This window comes from Escherichia sp. WS1451 (genome assembly GCF_046487365.1).
GTDB lineage: Bacteria > Pseudomonadota > Gammaproteobacteria > Enterobacterales > Enterobacteriaceae > Escherichia > Escherichia coli.
Genome location: NZ_JBJQJP010000017.1, coordinates 58,191 through 74,343, shown reverse-complemented (window position 1 = coordinate 74,343; position 16,153 = coordinate 58,191). Strand labels below are relative to the sequence as shown.

Here is a 16,153-nt window from a genome sequence, read left to right as displayed (position 1 = left end):
AATTATCGGGCTTTTCTTTAAGGGTAGTCATTCGCTCCGCCTGGTGGGCGACAAAGCGTGCGGTGGATCACGTTTATTAACCTGCCAAAAAATATAACGCACTAATATCAATGGAATTTATAAAAATACGGATTTCGTGTTGTTTTTCATTTTCAGAACATTCAATCCTGCTCTCGCCGCAATCATGATATGCCATTCCTGATCTGGGTAATAGGCACAGGCTATCTTATTGATAGTTTATATTCATGTAATTGATTGATTCCTATCAAAAAGCGTATTTCCCTGTTTTTTATGATGGCTTTGTCTCGCAGAGACGTTTGCAGCATTCTGAAAAATTTTCTGGGTCACAATAACTCACCACCGTGAGGGAAGAATAATGAAAATGGTCTCACGTATTACCGCGATCGGCCTGGCTGGCGTCGCGATTTGCTATTTAGGGTTATCTGGTTATGTGTGGTACCACGATAATAAACGCAGTAAACAGGCCGATGTTCAGGCATCTGCTGTCAGTGAAAATAATCAGGTTTTAGGTTTTCTTCGCGAAAAAGGATGCGACTATTGCCATACGCCTTCGGCAGAATTACCCGCCTATTATTATATTCCTGGCGCGAAACAGTTGATGGATTACGACATTAAGCTTGGATATAAATCTTTTAACCTCGAGGCCGTGCGTGCGGCTCTGCTGGCTGATAAACCCGTTTCGCAAAGCGATCTGAATAAGATTGAATGGGTAATGCAGTATGAAACCATGCCACCAACGCGTTATACCGCGCTACACTGGGCGGGTAAGGTGAGTGATGAAGAGCGGGCGGAAATACTCGCCTGGATTGCAAAACAACGCGCAGAATATTACGCCAGTAATGATACTGCTCCGGAGCATCGCAATGAACCGGTGCAGCCCATCCCGCAAAAACTGCCTACCGATGCGCAAAAAGTGGCGTTGGGCTTTGCGCTGTATCACGATCCCCGTTTATCGGCTGATAGCACCATTTCATGCGCTCATTGCCATGCGTTGAATGCGGGGGGCGTCGATGGCAGAAAAACATCGATTGGTGTTGGTGGCGCAGTTGGGCCGATTAACGCGCCGACGGTATTTAACTCAGTATTTAACGTTGAGCAGTTCTGGGATGGTCGTGCGGCAACATTGCAGGATCAGGCGGGTGGACCGCCGTTGAACCCGATTGAAATGGCGTCGAAATCCTGGGACGAAATTATTGCTAAGCTGGAAAAAGATCCGCAGCTTAAAGCGCAGTTCCTCGAAGTCTATCCGCAAGGTTTCAGCGGTGAAAATATTACTGATGCCATTGCTGAATTTGAAAAAACATTAATTACGCCGGATTCCCCATTTGATAAATGGTTGCGTGGAGATGAGAATGCGCTGACGGCACAACAGAAAAAAGGCTATCAATTATTTAAAGATAATAAATGTGCAACTTGTCATGGTGGTATTATTCTCGGCGGACGTTCCTTCGAACCGTTGGGGCTGAAAAAAGACTTTAACTTTGGTGAAATTACGGCGGCGGATATTGGTCGTATGAATGTGACTAAAGAAGAGCGCGATAAATTGCGTCAGAAAGTACCCGGTTTACGTAACGTTGCACTAACGGCACCGTACTTCCATCGCGGTGATGTGCCGACGCTGGACGGGGCGGTGAAACTGATGTTGCGCTATCAGGTAGGCAAAGAGCTGCCGCAGGAGGATGTGGATGATATCGTAGCTTTCCTGCACAGTCTGAACGGGGTTTACACGCCGTATATGCAGGATAAACAATAATTAATTTAATCGCCCGAACAGGAATGTTCGGGTGATTTTTATTGCAATAATAAAGTCTGTTTTTAATATTATCATGTTAAATGTTTATATTATAAAAAGTCGTTTTTCTGCTTAGGATTTTGTTATTTAAATTAAGCCTGTAATGCCTTGCTTCCATTGCGGATAAATCCTACTTTTTTATTGCCTTCAAATAAATTTAAGGAGTTCGAAATGGACCAGAAGCTGTTAACGGATTTCCGCTCAGAACTACTCGATTCACGTTTTGGCGCAAAGGCCATTTCTACTATCGCGGAGTCAAAACGATTTCCGCTGCACGAAATGCGCGATGATGTCGCATTCCAGATTATCAATGACGAATTATATCTTGATGGCAACGCTCGTCAGAACCTGGCCACTTTCTGCCAGACCTGGGACGACGAAAACGTCCATAAATTGATGGATTTGTCGATCAATAAAAACTGGATCGACAAAGAAGAATATCCGCAATCCGCAGCCATCGACCTGCGTTGCGTAAACATGGTTGCTGACTTGTGGCATGCGCCTGCGCCGAAAAATGGTCAGGCCGTTGGCACCAACACCATTGGTTCTTCCGAGGCCTGTATGCTCGGCGGGATGGCGATGAAATGGCGTTGGCGCAAGCGTATGGAAGCCGCAGGTAAGCCGACCAACAAACCAAACCTGGTGTGCGGTCCGGTACAAATCTGCTGGCATAAATTCGCCCGCTACTGGGATGTGGAGCTGCGTGAGATCCCTATGCGCCCCGGTCAGTTGTTTATGGACCCGAAACGCATGATTGAAGCCTGCGACGAAAACACCATCGGCGTGGTGCCGACTTTCGGCGTGACCTACACCGGTAACTATGAGTTCCCGCAGCCGCTGCACGATGCGCTGGATAAATTCCAGGCCGACACCGGTATCGACATCGACATGCACATCGACGCTGCCAGCGGTGGCTTCCTGGCACCGTTCGTCGCCCCGGATATCGTCTGGGACTTCCGCCTGCCGCGTGTGAAATCGATCAGTGCTTCAGGCCATAAATTCGGTCTGGCTCCGCTAGGCTGCGGCTGGGTTATCTGGCGTGATGAAGAAGCGCTGCCGCAGGAATTGGTGTTCAACGTTGACTATCTCGGTGGTCAGATTGGGACTTTCGCCATCAACTTCTCCCGCCCGGCGGGTCAGGTGATTGCACAGTACTATGAATTCCTGCGCCTTGGCCGTGAAGGCTATACCAAAGTACAGAACGCTTCCTACCAGGTTGCTGCCTATCTGGCGGATGAAATCGCCAAACTGGGGCCGTATGAGTTCATCTGTACCGGTCGCCCGGACGAAGGCATCCCGGCGGTTTGCTTCAAACTGAAAGATGGTGAAGATCCGGGATACACCCTGTACGACCTCTCTGAACGTCTGCGTCTGCGCGGCTGGCAGGTTCCGGCCTTCACTCTCGGCGGTGAAGCCACCGACATCGTGGTGATGCGCATTATGTGTCGTCGCGGCTTCGAAATGGACTTTGCTGAACTGTTGCTGGAAGACTACAAAGCCTCCCTGAAATATCTCAGCGATCACCCGAAACTGCAGGGTATTGCCCAGCAGAACAGCTTTAAACATACCTGATAACATCACGTTGTAAAAACCGAATGCCCAACCTTTAAAAAACAGCTGGGCATTCGGTTGCTTATTAATCGCAATAATATATTGGCTGTCTATTCATCGTGTTGATAAGATATATGTTATATGAATGTTTATTCAATGTAACGGGTATTTTTAATGTCACTGCAAGGGATTATTTGCTTACTATTAATTTCACTGCGTTCTTAAGCACACCTTTTGTATTATAAATCCAGTCATCCTGCCCGTAGATTATCATCCTGTTTTCCCGCTTCGTTTAAATTTATTTATCAATCAATTTGACTTAAGAGGGCGGCGTGCTACATTAATAAACAGTAATATGTTTATGTAATATTAAGTCAACTATGCAACCACTACATGGTAATTGTCTAATTGCGTACGCAAGACATAAATATATTCTCACCATGGTTAATGGTGAATATCGCTATTTTAACGGCGGTGATCTGGTTTTTGCGGATGCAAGCCAAATTCAAGTGGATAAGTGTGTTGAGAATTTCGTATTAGTTTCAAGAGACACGCTTTCATTATTTCTCCCGATGCTCAAGGAGGAGGCATTAAAACTTCATGCACATAAAAAAGTTCCTTCATTACTCGTTCATCACTGTACCAGAGATATTCCTGTTTTTCAGGAAGTTGCGCAACTATCGCAGAATAAGAATCTTCGCTATGCAGAAATGCTACGTAAAAGGGCATTAATCTTTGCGTTGTTATCTGTTTTTCTTGAGGATACGCAGTTTATACCGTTACTTCTGAACGTGTTGCAACCGAATATGCGAACACGAGTTTGTACGGTCATCAATAATAATATCGCCCATGAGTGGACATTAGCCCGAATTGCTAGCGAATTGTTGATGAGTCCAAGCCTGTTAAAGAAAAAATTGCGCGAAGAAGGTACGTCATATTCACAGTTGCTTACTGAGTGTAGGATGCAGCGTGCTTTACAACTTATTGTTATATATGGGGTTTCAATTAAGAGAGTTGCAGTATCCTGTGGATATCACAGCGTGTCGTATTTCATTTACGTTTTTCGAAATTATTATGGGATGACGCCCACAGAGTATCAGGAGCGATCGGCGCAGGAATTACCGAACTGTGGCACGGCGGCAAGTATAGCTGCGCAAGGGAATTTTTACGGCACTGACCGTTCTGCGGAAGGAATAAGATTATAGAGTTTTACTCAGACATAAAAAAAACCCGGCATAGGGGACCGGGAAGAGGATAGTCTGCCGTCTCCAGACTAATAAACCGTTATAACACTCCCTGTTGGCACGGGAAACTTTGTGCTCTCAGTAAGTTAAATATAACTTTTACTGGAAATAAGATCAGCCATTTTTTTATAAACATAAGCTATACGCTGTGCGAAAATATATTCGTGTTGCATTTACTTATTGTCAATTAACTGTTATGCAAAACTACTTTGTGGATAAATTTTGGTCCTACCAAATCTGGCAGTTTTTGCGCTAAGAAACAGTCTGGCATCATTTCATTAGTATACTGAAATTGAAATAATCGCAGTAATGAAATATAAGGGATAGTCATGACTCATGTCTGCTCGGTGATCCTCGTTCGTCGTTCATTCGATATTTATCATGAACAGCAAAAAATATCGTTGCATAACGAGAGTATCCTGCTGCTGGATAAAAATTTGGCAGACGATTTTGCGTTTTGTTCACCGGATACGCGACGACTGGATATCGATGAGCTGACAGTTTGCCATTACTTACAAAATATTCGTCAGATACCACGCAATTTAGGGTTACATAGCAAAGACCGTCTGTTAATTAACCAGTCACCCCCCATACCGCTGGTGACGGCGATTTTTGATAGTTTCAATGACCCCCGGGTCAATTCGCCGATACTGAGCAAAATGCTCTACCTTTCCTGTTTATCAATGTTTTCTCATAAGAAAGAACTGATCCCCTTACTTTTCAATAGTATCAGTACTGTTTCAGGAAAAGTTGAACGCCTTATTAGCTTTGATATCGCCAAACGTTGGTATCTGCGCGATATCGCAGAAAGAATGTATACCAGCGAGAGTCTCATCAAAAAAAAGTTGCAGGATGAAAATACCTGTTTCAGTAAAATATTACTCGCCTCCAGGATGTCGATGGCCAGACGATTACTCGAGTTACGTCAAATTCCTCTGCATACTATTGCGGAAAAATGTGGCTATAGCAGTACGTCGTACTTTATAAACACATTTCGACAATATTATGGTGTAACGCCACATCAGTTTGCGCAACATTCGCCAGGTACCTTTTCCTGACATATTTTGCATTTGAATATTGGTCAGGATCTCACACCTGCTTCATGTGAAACTCTTCCCTGATGATTTCTGCCGGGCTACCGGCTAGTTCTCTTTCGCAGTTTGCCAGGCGGTATAGGTATTTTCAGGAGGAAAAGACTCGGCATGTTTGGGATTATTAAGCTGACAATTCATACGATTACGGGAATGTGGGTCAGTATTGTGTTGTTTAAATTGATGACGAATGGCTGGAGTGGTTTCTACTTTCAGTGCTGTGTACTAAGCCTGGTATTCCTGACGGTTAGCTGGTTGTTGAGTGGTGAATGGTTAGCAGGAAAGAGTAAGGCTGAACCCTCACGTTCAACCTTACTCTCATTTACACGTTACGCTTTTTTAAAGCGGGCAAAGAGATGTTCCACTACAACGAAAAAGACCGGAACGAAGTAAATTGCCAGCACTGTTGCGGCAAACATCCCGCCCATCACGCCGGTACCTACCGCGTTTTGCGCGCCAGAACCGGCACCATGACTGATAACCAGCGGCAGCACGCCGAGAATAAAGGCCAGAGAGGTCATCAGGATTGGGCGTAAACGCATTCGCGCCGCTTCGATGATCGCCTCTATCGGCGTTTTCCCTTCTTTCTGCATCATCTCAACGGCAAATTCGACAATCAGGATGGCGTTTTTGGCGGAAAGCCCGATGGTGGTCAGCAAACCAACCTGGAAGTAGACGTCATTACTTAAGCCGCGCAGATCGGTGGCCAGTAATGCGCCAACGACGCCTAACGGAACAACCAACATCACCGAGAACGGAATTGACCAGCTCTCATAAAGTGCGGCGAGGGCGAGGAACACCACGACCAGTGAAATCGCATACAGCGCAGGAGCCTGATTTGAGGATAACGCTTCCTGATACGACAGTCCGGTCCATGAGTAGCCGACGCCTGCCGGAAGTTTTGCGACCAGGTCTGCCATAAATTTCATGGCGTCACCGGTACTTTTCCCGGCCGCCGCTTCACCTAAAATCTCCATTGACGGGATGCCGTTGTAGCGTTCCAGTCGCGGTGAACCATAGGTCCATTCGGTAGACGAATAGGCCGAAAGCGGTGCCATCGTGCCAGAGGCGTTGCGTACATACCACTGGTTGATGTTATCCGGCAACATACGGAACGGCGTGCCTGCCTGGACATACACTTTTTTCACCCGCCCCTGGTTGAGGAAGTCGTTCACGTAGCTGCTGCCGAAGGCGGTGGAAATTGTCTGGTTGATATCAGACAGCGCCACACCCATTGCCTCGGCTTTCGCGGCGTTGACGTTCACTTTGAACATCGGCGTATCTTCCAGGCCGTTCGGGCGTACCCCGGTGACTTGATTCGGTGATTGCGCTGCCAGTGATAATAGCTCGTTTCGCGCCTGGGTCAGCTTTTCGTGCCCCAGATTGCCGTTGTCCAGCAGTTCCATATCAAAACCTGACGCGGTACCCAGTTCAGCCACCGCGGGTAAGTTGAACGGGAAGACGACGGCTTTATTGATACTGCTTAGCGCAATCATTGCCCGCTGAATAATCGCGGTAACCGAGTTTTCCTCGCCGACACGTTCAGACCACGGCTTGAGGCTGATAAACGCCAGACCGTTGTTTTGCCCCTGACCACTGAAGCCAAAGCCACCAACGGTAAACACCGACTGAACATTATTTTTCTCTTTTGTCAGATAATAATCCGTCACCTGTTGCAGCACTTTCGTGGTGTTAACCATGGTTGCACCGGAAGGTAACTGCGCGGTGGTCATAAATACCCCCTGATCCTCTTCTGGTAAGAAAGAGGTCGGCGTACGCAGGAACAGCACCGCCATCCCGGCGCAAATCAGCAGGTAGACCACCATGTAGCGACCGGTACAACGCAACAGCGAGCGGGTGCTGTCGGTATAGTGCTGAGTTGATTTTTCAAACAGCGTGTTGAAGCGTGCGAACAGGGCGTTAGGTTTGTGACCGCCCTCCGGCGCGGCTTTCAGAATGGTGGCGCACAGGGCAGGGGTCAGGCTCATTGCTACAAATACTGAAAGCAGCATGGAGGAGATCAGCGTGATGGAGAACTGGCGGTAGATCTCCCCGGTCGCACCGCTCATAAAGGCCATCGGCATAAACACTGCGGAAAGAACAACGGCAATCCCGACCAGCGCACGTTGGATCTGCCCCATCGATTTATGCGTCGCTTCCTTCGGCGGTAGCTTATCTTCCGCAATGACACGCTCGACGTTCTCCACCACCACGATGGCGTCATCCACCAGTAACCCTATCGCCAGCACCATCCCGAACATAGTTAACGTGTTGATGGTGAAACCGACCGCCGACAAGATCGCAAACGTCCCGAGAATAACCACCGGTACGGCAATCGTCGGGATGATTGTGGCGCGGAAATTCTGCAAAAACAGATACATGACCAGGAAGACGAGGATGATAGCCTCAACCAGCGTTTTGAAAACTTCCTGAATAGAAATTTTGATAAACGGTGTGGTGTCGTAAGGATAAACCGTCTTCAGGCTTGCGGGGAAATAGGCTGATAAACGGTTCAGCTCCTCTTTCACCGCTCGCGAGGTATCCAGGGCGTTTGCTCCGGTAGCCAGTTTGATGGCGATCCCGGCAGCAGGTTTGCCGTTATAGCGCGCCACGGTGGAATAATCTTCCGCCCCAAGTTCGACGCGGGCGACATCACGCAGCAGCACTTGCGAACCATCTTGCTGAACTTTCAACAGGATTTTGCCAAATTCTTCCGGCGTTTGCAGACGCGTCTGCACAATGATCGAGGCGTTCAGTTGCTGGTCTGCCGCCTGTGGCATGCCACCCAGTTGACCACCGGAAATCTGGTTGTTTTGCACCTTAATCTGGGAAATAACATCGGAAGGTACCAGGTTATATTTATTGAGTTTTTGCGGGTCCAGCCAGATACGCATGGCGTACTCGGAACCAAAGAGCTGTACGCTACCAACGCCCGCGGTACGGCTTAGCGGGTCTTTGATATTAGACGCTACATAGTCGGCGATATCGTACTGGTTGAGGCTGCCGTTATCAGAAATAAACGCCGCTACCATCAGGATATTACTGCTCGACTTATCGACGCTAATCCCCTGCTGCTGCACCGCTTCAGGTAATGAAGGCATAGCGAGTTGCAGTTTATTTTGCACCTGAACCTGTGCGATATCAGGCGATGTCCCAGTCTCGAAGGTCAGAGTAATAGAGGCATTACCCGCCGCATCACTGGTTGAAGACATGTACATCAGGCCATCAAGCCCATTCATATTTTGCTCAATCACCTGAGTGACCGAGTCTTCTACCGTTTGCGCATCGGCACCTGGATAGGTAGCGCTGACGGTAATGGTCGGTGGCGCAATCTGCGGATACTGCGCAACCGGTAAGTTCATGATCGCCAGACCACCTGCAAGCATCATAATAATGGCAAGTACCCAGGCAAAAACCGGGCGATCAATAAAATAGTTAGCCATGAAAGTCCCCTTAAGCCTGCAACGTTATTGTTTCGATTCGGTGCTGGCGTTTTCCTGGCTGGAGGAAATTGCTCGTGCTTTGATACCCGGACGAATGCGTTGCAAACCGGAAACGATCACCCGATCGCCAGCCTGCAAGCCAGAGGTGACAACCCACTGGTCGCCGATGGCTTTGCTGGCTTCAATTTCGCGTAGCTGCACGACATCGTCTTTATCCAGAATGAGTGCCGTTGCTTTACCCTGGGCGTTGTGGGTGACGCCTTCCTGCGGCACCAGTAATACATTCTGGCGGCTACCTTCATCCACTAATGCCGTGACATACATGCCAGGCAGCAAGTCACCATTTGGGTTGGGGAAAATCGCCCGTAACGTCACGGAGCCCGTGGTTTCATCTACCGTTGGGTCGGAGAATTTCAGCGTGCCAGTCTGGCTGTAACGTTTACCATTTTCCAGATTGAGCTGTACTGGCGTACTGCCCTGAACCTGTTTGATTTGCCCACTGGCGACCTCTTCTTTCATGCGCAAGAAATCCTGCACCGACTGCGTGAGATCGACATAAATCGGGTCCAGACGTTGTACGGTAACCAGCGAATCTGCCTGATTAGCGGTAACGAGTGCGCCGACGGTCACCGACGATTTCCCGCTGACGCCCGTAATCGGCGAGGTGACATTTGCGTATTGCAGGTTGATAGTCGCCTGTTCAACAGCCGCTTTGGCGACGGTGACATTGGCTTCTGCTTCATTCAACTGGGTGCGCGCGGTGTCGTAATCCTGACGGCTAACGTAGTTGGTCTTCAGCAACGATGCCTGGCGGTTAAAGGTGATGCGGGCATTGCTGGCGGTAGAGAGCGCTTTCGCCAGCGAGCCTTTGGCGGAGTTCAGCTCTGCCTGTAAAGGCGCAGGATCAATCTGATACAGCGAATCGCCCTGGTTCACTTTATCGCCTTCGATAAAGTTGCGTTTAATGATAATACCGCCCACCTGGGGACGTATCTCGGCAACTTCATAAGGAACGGTTCTACCAGGCAATTCGCTCAACACATTGACCGAACCGGGGGAGAGTGTGACGACACCGACCTCAGGCGTCATGGCGGCGGCGTTTTCCGCCGATTTGTCATCGCAGGCGGTGAGCATCGCGCCGCAGAATAACAACGGTATTAACAGTTTTCTTCTTCTGTTCATTTTAGTCCCTGAAAATTCTTGAGAAATAACGGTTCTTTAAATTGCGCGCGAGGAGAGATATGAGGGATTTACAGACCAGCGGCATAGTGGGGTTGTCAGCCAGTAAGATGGGATGCAAGCACAGTGATCGACATGGTGAGGTCAACGACAAAAAAAATGTTGCCGTTCTGCCAACAGTTTCTGCCAGCATTCGGGCAACGAAGGGTTCTACTGGTGGATACACATACCAGGGGAATAAAGTCGTTTTCGTCTCTCCTTCAATAATCACCGGGGGTATTGAAATCAGCATCTGCATCCCTCGTCATGCCAGCCATCAATTTCAGTTGCTTATGTCCTTACTAAAAATAAGATGTGATACCCAGGGTGACGATGTCGCTCATACGTCTTAATTTCAGCTTGTACATAATGTTGAATTTCTGAATCTTTAATGTTTGTTGCGAAATGTTGAGCGTTGACGTGATATTGCTTTCATTTTTGTTTTTCAGAATCAGTTGCATAATTTTGAACTGATTATGTGAAAAACATAGTTGTGAATTCTTATGGGGCAAGTGTTTACCATAAGTAATCTCAAGAAGATTTTTGATACTTTCTTTACGGCTGACAAAATAAATAGGCGCTTTAGCTTTTAGTTTACTGATGTGATAAGGTGCCAAAACAATAATTCTCTCGGCATCTAATTTCTCCAGGAATTTAATCGCTTCTTCATCAAGGATATGATTGTGATAGGTATCAATGATAACCTTGAAGGGTTTATTGCCTACTTTTTTGATCTCTGACAGGGAATTGATTTTTATCATTTCGTGATTATCTTTCAACTGCCAAAAGCCCTGTAAAAGAAAAGAATCTTTCGTCATGAGAAAAATCATAACTTGCTCCTTAGCCGTTATCGTTTCGAACATGTCATCCTTTTCATTATTTACATCCTTGTCCGAATCGTTGTTCAATATAGTAAACGCCTATAAGAACTTTGCCCTTCGTGAACTAATACGTCTATTAACACTAATCAATACTTCAGATTTATCCATCACGCACTCCATATATTGATCCTAAGTAAGATTCCTGGTTGTTATCAGTTTGTAACCAGTAAACAAAAGGTTAACTTTTGCGGATTACTGCCCAAGAATAAGTTATCAATAACCAGTTTGTGATCTCTGAAGAATATTACTAAAGTTAAAATGTAATCCGATTTAAATATCGAGTCTCCTTGTTTCGACTTAGGCTGGCAATTGGATTGCCAGCTTTCTTTTAACGCATTGAAATTACCTGATTAAATAACTCATTCATGTCTTCAGGTTTTTATATAGCGTCTGGAGACACGGATATTTATGCAATGTAATCAACGCCAGTTGCAAAAAAATGAACCCGGATTACTTATTTAACCGCCTATAGCATCAACGCTTACGGAACTCTTTGTTCACTTTCCCACAGCACTTTTAAAACATTAAACCTGACCACGGAAAATATCAGCCATGATAATGTTTGAAATGGCTAATTTGCCATGGAATGAAAAAATCAGATTAAATTCAGTAGGTTGAAATAATCAACAGCAGGCAATTGTTTCAATGATAGTGCGTAATTGAACTGAAACACTGTATAGCTAAGAGAGTATTAACTGGATCATAGTCACTTAATGTGACTATGATCCAGGTGGAAATAGGGATAATTATTGCTTTTTAACGAACAAACTGGCGAAGCTGAACAGACTGGCGGCGCTAAATATCAGTTCAATTCCCACCAGTGTGGAAACCAGCGTTACCGACACCATCGGCGTAGCACCAAGGAATATCCAGGCAATGACGATATCCAGCACACCAATAACGAGCTGTAGCCAACTGCCTTTCATTGAACGCTGACGATACCAACTCATCAGGCGAATAACCCCTGCCACACAGAACAAACCGGCAATAAATGCCGCAATGGCAAAAATGCCCAGCTCTGGTGCGCGGATGAAGAAATAGCCGATCAATAAATAGGCGACTGCGACGAGGAAACCGGATAATACCGGCCAGAAATTATGACTGCGGTTGCTGAATAACCCGACAATAAGCGCAATACCCGAGCAGATTAATAATGCACCCACTACTGTGCTTAAAATATCGCCAGAGACGAACGGAAAACTGATACACAGCAACCCGACGATAAACAGCAGCACGGCAATAAACTGGATTGCTCTGCGATGTTTTTTAAGCATCTCCAGATCAAACTTCAAAATTGTTGCCTTATCTATATATAACATAGAACCACCCTATAAAATTAAGAAGAAAATCCCCTGCTATCAATCTATGCCAAAAACGCGTCTAAGAATGCAGTCGATTTAATAAAAATTTCCTAATTACAGTATCTGATGCATCTGTAACTCATTGTATTGAAATAAAAATATCTGATTTTGATATTTTCCATCAACATGACATATACAGAAAACCAGGTTATAACCTCAGTGTCGAAATTGATTCGTGACGGCTCTTTCACTTTATAGTTGAGGATATTACGATGAAAAAAGTATTAGGCGTTATTCTTGGTGGTCTGCTTCTTCTGCCAGTTGTGAGCAATGCAGCGGATGCGCAAAAAGCAGCTGATAACAAAAAACCGGTCAACTCCTGGACCTGTGAAGATTTCCTGGCTGTGGACGAATCCTTCCAGCCAACTGCAGTTGGTTTTGCTGAAGCACTGAACAACAAAGATAAACCAGAAGATGCGGTTTTAGATGTTCAGGGTATTGCAACCGTAACCCCAGCTATCGTTCAGGCTTGTACTCAGGATAAAAAAGCCAGCTTTAAAGATAAAGTTAAAGGCGAATGGGACAAAATTAAGAAAGATATGTAATTCCGGGAATGCGTTACATCGTATTTCCTTGCATATTGAACAGGCCGGAATATCTTCTTTAAAAGCAGCTATTCCTCCTGTTTGTATATAATCTCTATATTGAATGGGTTACAAAATGAACATTTCATCTCTCCGTAAAGCGTTTATTTTTATGGGCGCTGTAGCGGCTTTGTCACTGGTGAACGCACAATCTGCGCTGGCAGCCAATGAATCCGCTAAAGATATGACCTGCCAGGAATTTATTGATCTGAATCCAAAAGCAATGACACCAGTTGCGTGGTGGATGCTGCATGAAGAAACAGTATATAAAGGTGGCGATACCGTTACTTTAAATGAAACCGATCTCACTCAAATTCCTAAAGTGATCGAATACTGCAAGAAAAACCCGCAGAAAAATTTGTATACCTTCAAAAATCAAGCATCTAATGACTTGCCGAATTAATAAGGTACAAGTAAAAAGGAGTAGCAAGTTGAGCCATCTTGCTGCTCCTTTTTGCATTTTTATATGACAGCAGAATTTATTATACGACTTATACTTGCGGTAATTGCCTGTGGCGCTATTGGCATGGAAAGGCAAATGCGCGGCAAAGGAGCAGGGTTACGCACACATGTATTAATTGGCATGGGAAGCGCCCTGTTTATGATTGTTTCGAAATATGGTTTTGCTGACGTGCTGTCTTTAGGTCACGTCGGACTGGACCCCAGCCGTATTGCTGCTCAGGTGGTGACGGGCGTCGGGTTTATCGGTGCAGGTAACATTCTCGTTCGTAACCAAAATATTGTAGGTCTGACGACGGCAGCGGATATCTGGGTGACCGCCGCCATTGGTATGGTTATTGGCAGCGGTATGTACGAACTGGGTATTTATGGTTCAGTGATGACCTTGCTGGTGCTGGAAGTCTTCCATCAATTAACCTTCCGCCTGATGAACAAAAATTACCATTTACAGCTGACATTAGTGAACGGTAATACGGTATCAATGCTCGACTGGTTTAAGCAGCAAAAAATAAAAACGGATTTAGTTTCGTTGCAGGAAAATGAAGATCATGAAGTGGTCGCCATTGATATCCAGCTTCATGCCACGACGTCGATAGAAGATCTGTTGCGATTATTAAAAGGTATGGCAGGGGTGAAAGGTGTTTCAATTAGCTAATCTGTATAGTTATTTATTCGCAAGAGTACCAGTGCGGTACTCCTGTTGGTTTTAATGATCGAGGACGATCAGTGGTGAATGGTTGGCAGGATCTTTAAGTACGGTAATATCCGCGCCGTAGAGCATGGTCAGCGCCTGCTGTGTCAATACGTCCTGCGGCTTACCATTTGCGATAACCTTTCCTTTTTGCATTAATACAACACGGTCTGCATAACGCGCGGCAAGATTTAGATCGTGCAATACGCAACAAACATTGAACTGCCGTTCGTGAACTAACTGGCGTAATAAACGAAACAAGTGCTGCTGATGGTGAATATCCAGCGCCGAAGTTGGTTCATCAAGAAATAACCATTTCGGTGAGGGAGTAGGTTCCCAGAGTTGTACCAGCAGGCGCGCTAATTGCACGCGCTGTTGTTCACCACCGGATAATTGCCGATAGTCGCGGTTTGCTAACGCCTGACAGTCACATAACGCCATTATTTGTGCTGTTTCATTATCCTGATTACCAGTGCGATGCGGATGCCGCCCCATCTGGATAACTTCTTGTACGCTGAATGGAAACGCCATGTGGCTATTTTGACGCATCACGGCCCGGTGTTTCGCCAGTTCAGTAATCGACCATTCATTTAATGGCTTATTAAACAACCGACATTCGCCGCTATCAGGTTGAAGATAGCCGGTTAGCTGGCGAAGCAGCGTAGATTTTCCCGCACCATTAGGGCCGAGGATGGCAACAATTTCCCCACCGGGAAAAGTCAGCGAGACATTATCAGTCAGACGCCGCCCCTGAAGGCTATAAACCAGATTCTGGGCGCTGATCATGTGATCCTCCGGTTGCGCAGAATCAACCACATAAAATAAGGGCCACCAAGCAGGCTGGTTAATAATCCCACGGGCATTTCTGCTGGCTGTACCAGCGTGCGGGCAAGCGTGTCTGCCATCAGCAATAAACAGGCTCCGGCGAGGGCGGAACAAGGGATTAGCCAGCGGTGATTTGCCCCGGTAGTCATGCGAATCAGATGCGGGATCACCAGGCCAATAAAGCCGATAATGCCGCTTACCGATACGGCAGCACCAACGAGCAGTGAGCTCACTAACAGTAATTGCTGGCGTTTACGCTTCACGTTCACGCCGAGGTAGTGGGCTTCTTCATCACCGAGCTGCAGTAAATTCAGCGTTCCGGCGAGACAAGTTGTTGCGATAATGGCCGGTAGGATGAATGAACTGGCAACCAATAACGTCGGCCATTGCGCCTGTCCAAGATTGCCCATCATCCACAATGTGAGTTGTCGTAGCTGCTGCTCATCGCCGATATAGCTCAGGATGCCGATCGCTGCGCCGCACAGGGCATTGATGGCGATACCGGCGAGTAATAATTGCATCATGCTGCCATCGCGATGGCGCTGCGTGATGAGAAAAATGATGGTGCAGACCACTAAACTTCCGGCAATGGCAAACACCATTTGCTCATAAAGCACCAGCACCACTGGGAAGGAGAAGGGCAGCACAATAGCAACGCCAACCATTAATGCAGAACCGCTACTGACGCCAAGTAATCCAGGGTCAGCCATTGGGTTGCGAAAAAGCCCTTGCATAATTACCCCTGCGGTTGCCAACGCTGCACCTACCAGCACCGCCAGCAAAACCCGTGGTAGACGAATATTGAGCCAGATATCGCGGTATTCCTCATCAAAAAGGGCATCAAAACTGATCTTTAACGCTCCCTGACTGGCACCAAACAGCACCAGAGCTAGCAATAATAGTGATAGCCCCATAAAGACCCTGGCGGAAGAGAGTGAATCCTTGAGCACGCAAAACTCCGTTACGACATTACGGCGCGGACATACCGCGCC

The 16,153-nt window shown here is 46.6% G+C and carries 14 protein-coding genes; 8 read left to right on the top strand and 6 right to left on the bottom strand.

Annotated features, from left to right (window positions below; genetic code table 11):
• Nucleotides 1-376 precede the first annotated feature (376 nt).
• The 4 genes from ccp (at nucleotide 377) to gadW (ending at nucleotide 5,666) form a co-directional block, all read left to right on the top strand.
• On the top strand, nucleotides 377-1,774 hold the full coding sequence (gene ccp, locus ACJHX7_RS19405) for a cytochrome c peroxidase (protein ID WP_000784844.1): 1,398 nt from the start codon (nucleotides 377-379) through the stop codon (nucleotides 1,772-1,774).
• Between the two features lie 210 nt (nucleotides 1,775-1,984).
• Complete coding sequence (locus ACJHX7_RS19400) at nucleotides 1,985-3,385, top strand: glutamate decarboxylase (protein ID WP_000372259.1); 1,401 nt, start codon at nucleotides 1,985-1,987, stop codon at nucleotides 3,383-3,385.
• Between the two features lie 359 nt (nucleotides 3,386-3,744).
• Complete coding sequence (gene gadX / locus ACJHX7_RS19395) at nucleotides 3,745-4,569, top strand: acid resistance transcriptional activator GadX (protein WP_077737648.1); 825 nt, start codon at nucleotides 3,745-3,747, stop codon at nucleotides 4,567-4,569.
• 368 nt (nucleotides 4,570-4,937) lie between these two features.
• Nucleotides 4,938-5,666 carry an acid resistance transcriptional activator GadW gene (gadW, locus tag ACJHX7_RS19390; protein WP_077516603.1) on the top strand — a complete coding sequence of 243 codons (729 nt, stop codon included), beginning with the start codon at nucleotides 4,938-4,940 and terminating at the stop codon, nucleotides 5,664-5,666.
• Nucleotides 5,667-6,028: 362 nt separating this feature from the next.
• Here the strand turns inward: gadW and mdtF are convergent, their stop codons facing one another.
• Both mdtF and mdtE read right to left on the bottom strand, forming a co-directional pair.
• Complete coding sequence (gene mdtF / locus ACJHX7_RS19385; RefSeq protein ID WP_000024905.1) at nucleotides 6,029-9,142, bottom strand: multidrug efflux pump RND permease MdtF; 3,114 nt, start codon at nucleotides 9,140-9,142, stop codon at nucleotides 6,029-6,031.
• A gap of 24 nt (nucleotides 9,143-9,166) precedes the next feature.
• On the bottom strand, nucleotides 9,167-10,276 hold the full coding sequence (gene mdtE, locus ACJHX7_RS19380) for a multidrug transporter subunit MdtE (protein ID WP_001340474.1): 1,110 nt from the start codon (nucleotides 10,274-10,276) through the stop codon (nucleotides 9,167-9,169).
• A 107-nt stretch (nucleotides 10,277-10,383) separates the two neighbouring features.
• Between mdtE and ACJHX7_RS19375 the strand changes: the two genes are divergently transcribed.
• Nucleotides 10,384-10,713, top strand: a complete 330-nt coding sequence (locus ACJHX7_RS19375) for a hypothetical protein (protein WP_001205317.1) — start codon at nucleotides 10,384-10,386, stop codon at nucleotides 10,711-10,713.
• On the opposite strand, the gene gadE is transcribed toward ACJHX7_RS19375, so the two are convergent.
• Nucleotides 10,663-11,190 carry an acid resistance transcriptional activator GadE gene (gene gadE, locus ACJHX7_RS19370; RefSeq protein ID WP_000576690.1) on the bottom strand — a complete coding sequence of 176 codons (528 nt, stop codon included), beginning with the start codon at nucleotides 11,188-11,190 and terminating at the stop codon, nucleotides 10,663-10,665. The two genes, ACJHX7_RS19375 and gadE, sit on opposite strands and share 51 nt — an antisense overlap.
• 797 nt (nucleotides 11,191-11,987) lie before the next feature.
• A complete protein-coding gene (hdeD, locus tag ACJHX7_RS19365) occupies nucleotides 11,988-12,560 on the bottom strand; it encodes an acid-resistance protein HdeD (protein ID WP_000965671.1) in 573 nt (190 codons plus the stop codon).
• Nucleotides 12,561-12,814: 254 nt separating this feature from the next.
• On the opposite strand from hdeD, the gene hdeA reads away from it, so the two are divergent.
• The 3 genes from hdeA to ACJHX7_RS19350 all read left to right on the top strand — a co-directional run bounded on the left by hdeA (nucleotide 12,815) and on the right by ACJHX7_RS19350 (nucleotide 14,300).
• Nucleotides 12,815-13,147 carry an acid-activated periplasmic chaperone HdeA gene (gene hdeA, locus ACJHX7_RS19360; RefSeq protein ID WP_000756548.1) on the top strand — a complete coding sequence of 111 codons (333 nt, stop codon included), beginning with the start codon at nucleotides 12,815-12,817 and terminating at the stop codon, nucleotides 13,145-13,147.
• 115 nt (nucleotides 13,148-13,262) lie between these two features.
• Complete coding sequence (hdeB, locus tag ACJHX7_RS19355) at nucleotides 13,263-13,589, top strand: acid-activated periplasmic chaperone HdeB (protein ID WP_001298717.1); 327 nt, start codon at nucleotides 13,263-13,265, stop codon at nucleotides 13,587-13,589.
• A gap of 63 nt (nucleotides 13,590-13,652) precedes the next feature.
• On the top strand, nucleotides 13,653-14,300 hold the full coding sequence (locus ACJHX7_RS19350) for an MgtC/SapB family protein (protein ID WP_000123131.1): 648 nt from the start codon (nucleotides 13,653-13,655) through the stop codon (nucleotides 14,298-14,300).
• Between the two features lie 51 nt (nucleotides 14,301-14,351).
• Here ACJHX7_RS19350 and ACJHX7_RS19345 read toward each other — a convergent pair whose 3' ends face one another.
• Both ACJHX7_RS19345 and shuU read right to left on the bottom strand, forming a co-directional pair.
• Nucleotides 14,352-15,122, bottom strand: a complete 771-nt coding sequence (locus ACJHX7_RS19345) for a heme ABC transporter ATP-binding protein (protein ID WP_000622316.1) — start codon at nucleotides 15,120-15,122, stop codon at nucleotides 14,352-14,354.
• Nucleotides 15,119-16,111 carry a heme ABC transporter permease ShuU/ChuU gene (gene shuU, locus ACJHX7_RS19340; protein ID WP_000910402.1) on the bottom strand — a complete coding sequence of 331 codons (993 nt, stop codon included), beginning with the start codon at nucleotides 16,109-16,111 and terminating at the stop codon, nucleotides 15,119-15,121. The genes ACJHX7_RS19345 and shuU overlap by 4 nt, the downstream gene beginning before the upstream one ends.
• Nucleotides 16,112-16,153: the final 42 nt, after the last annotated feature.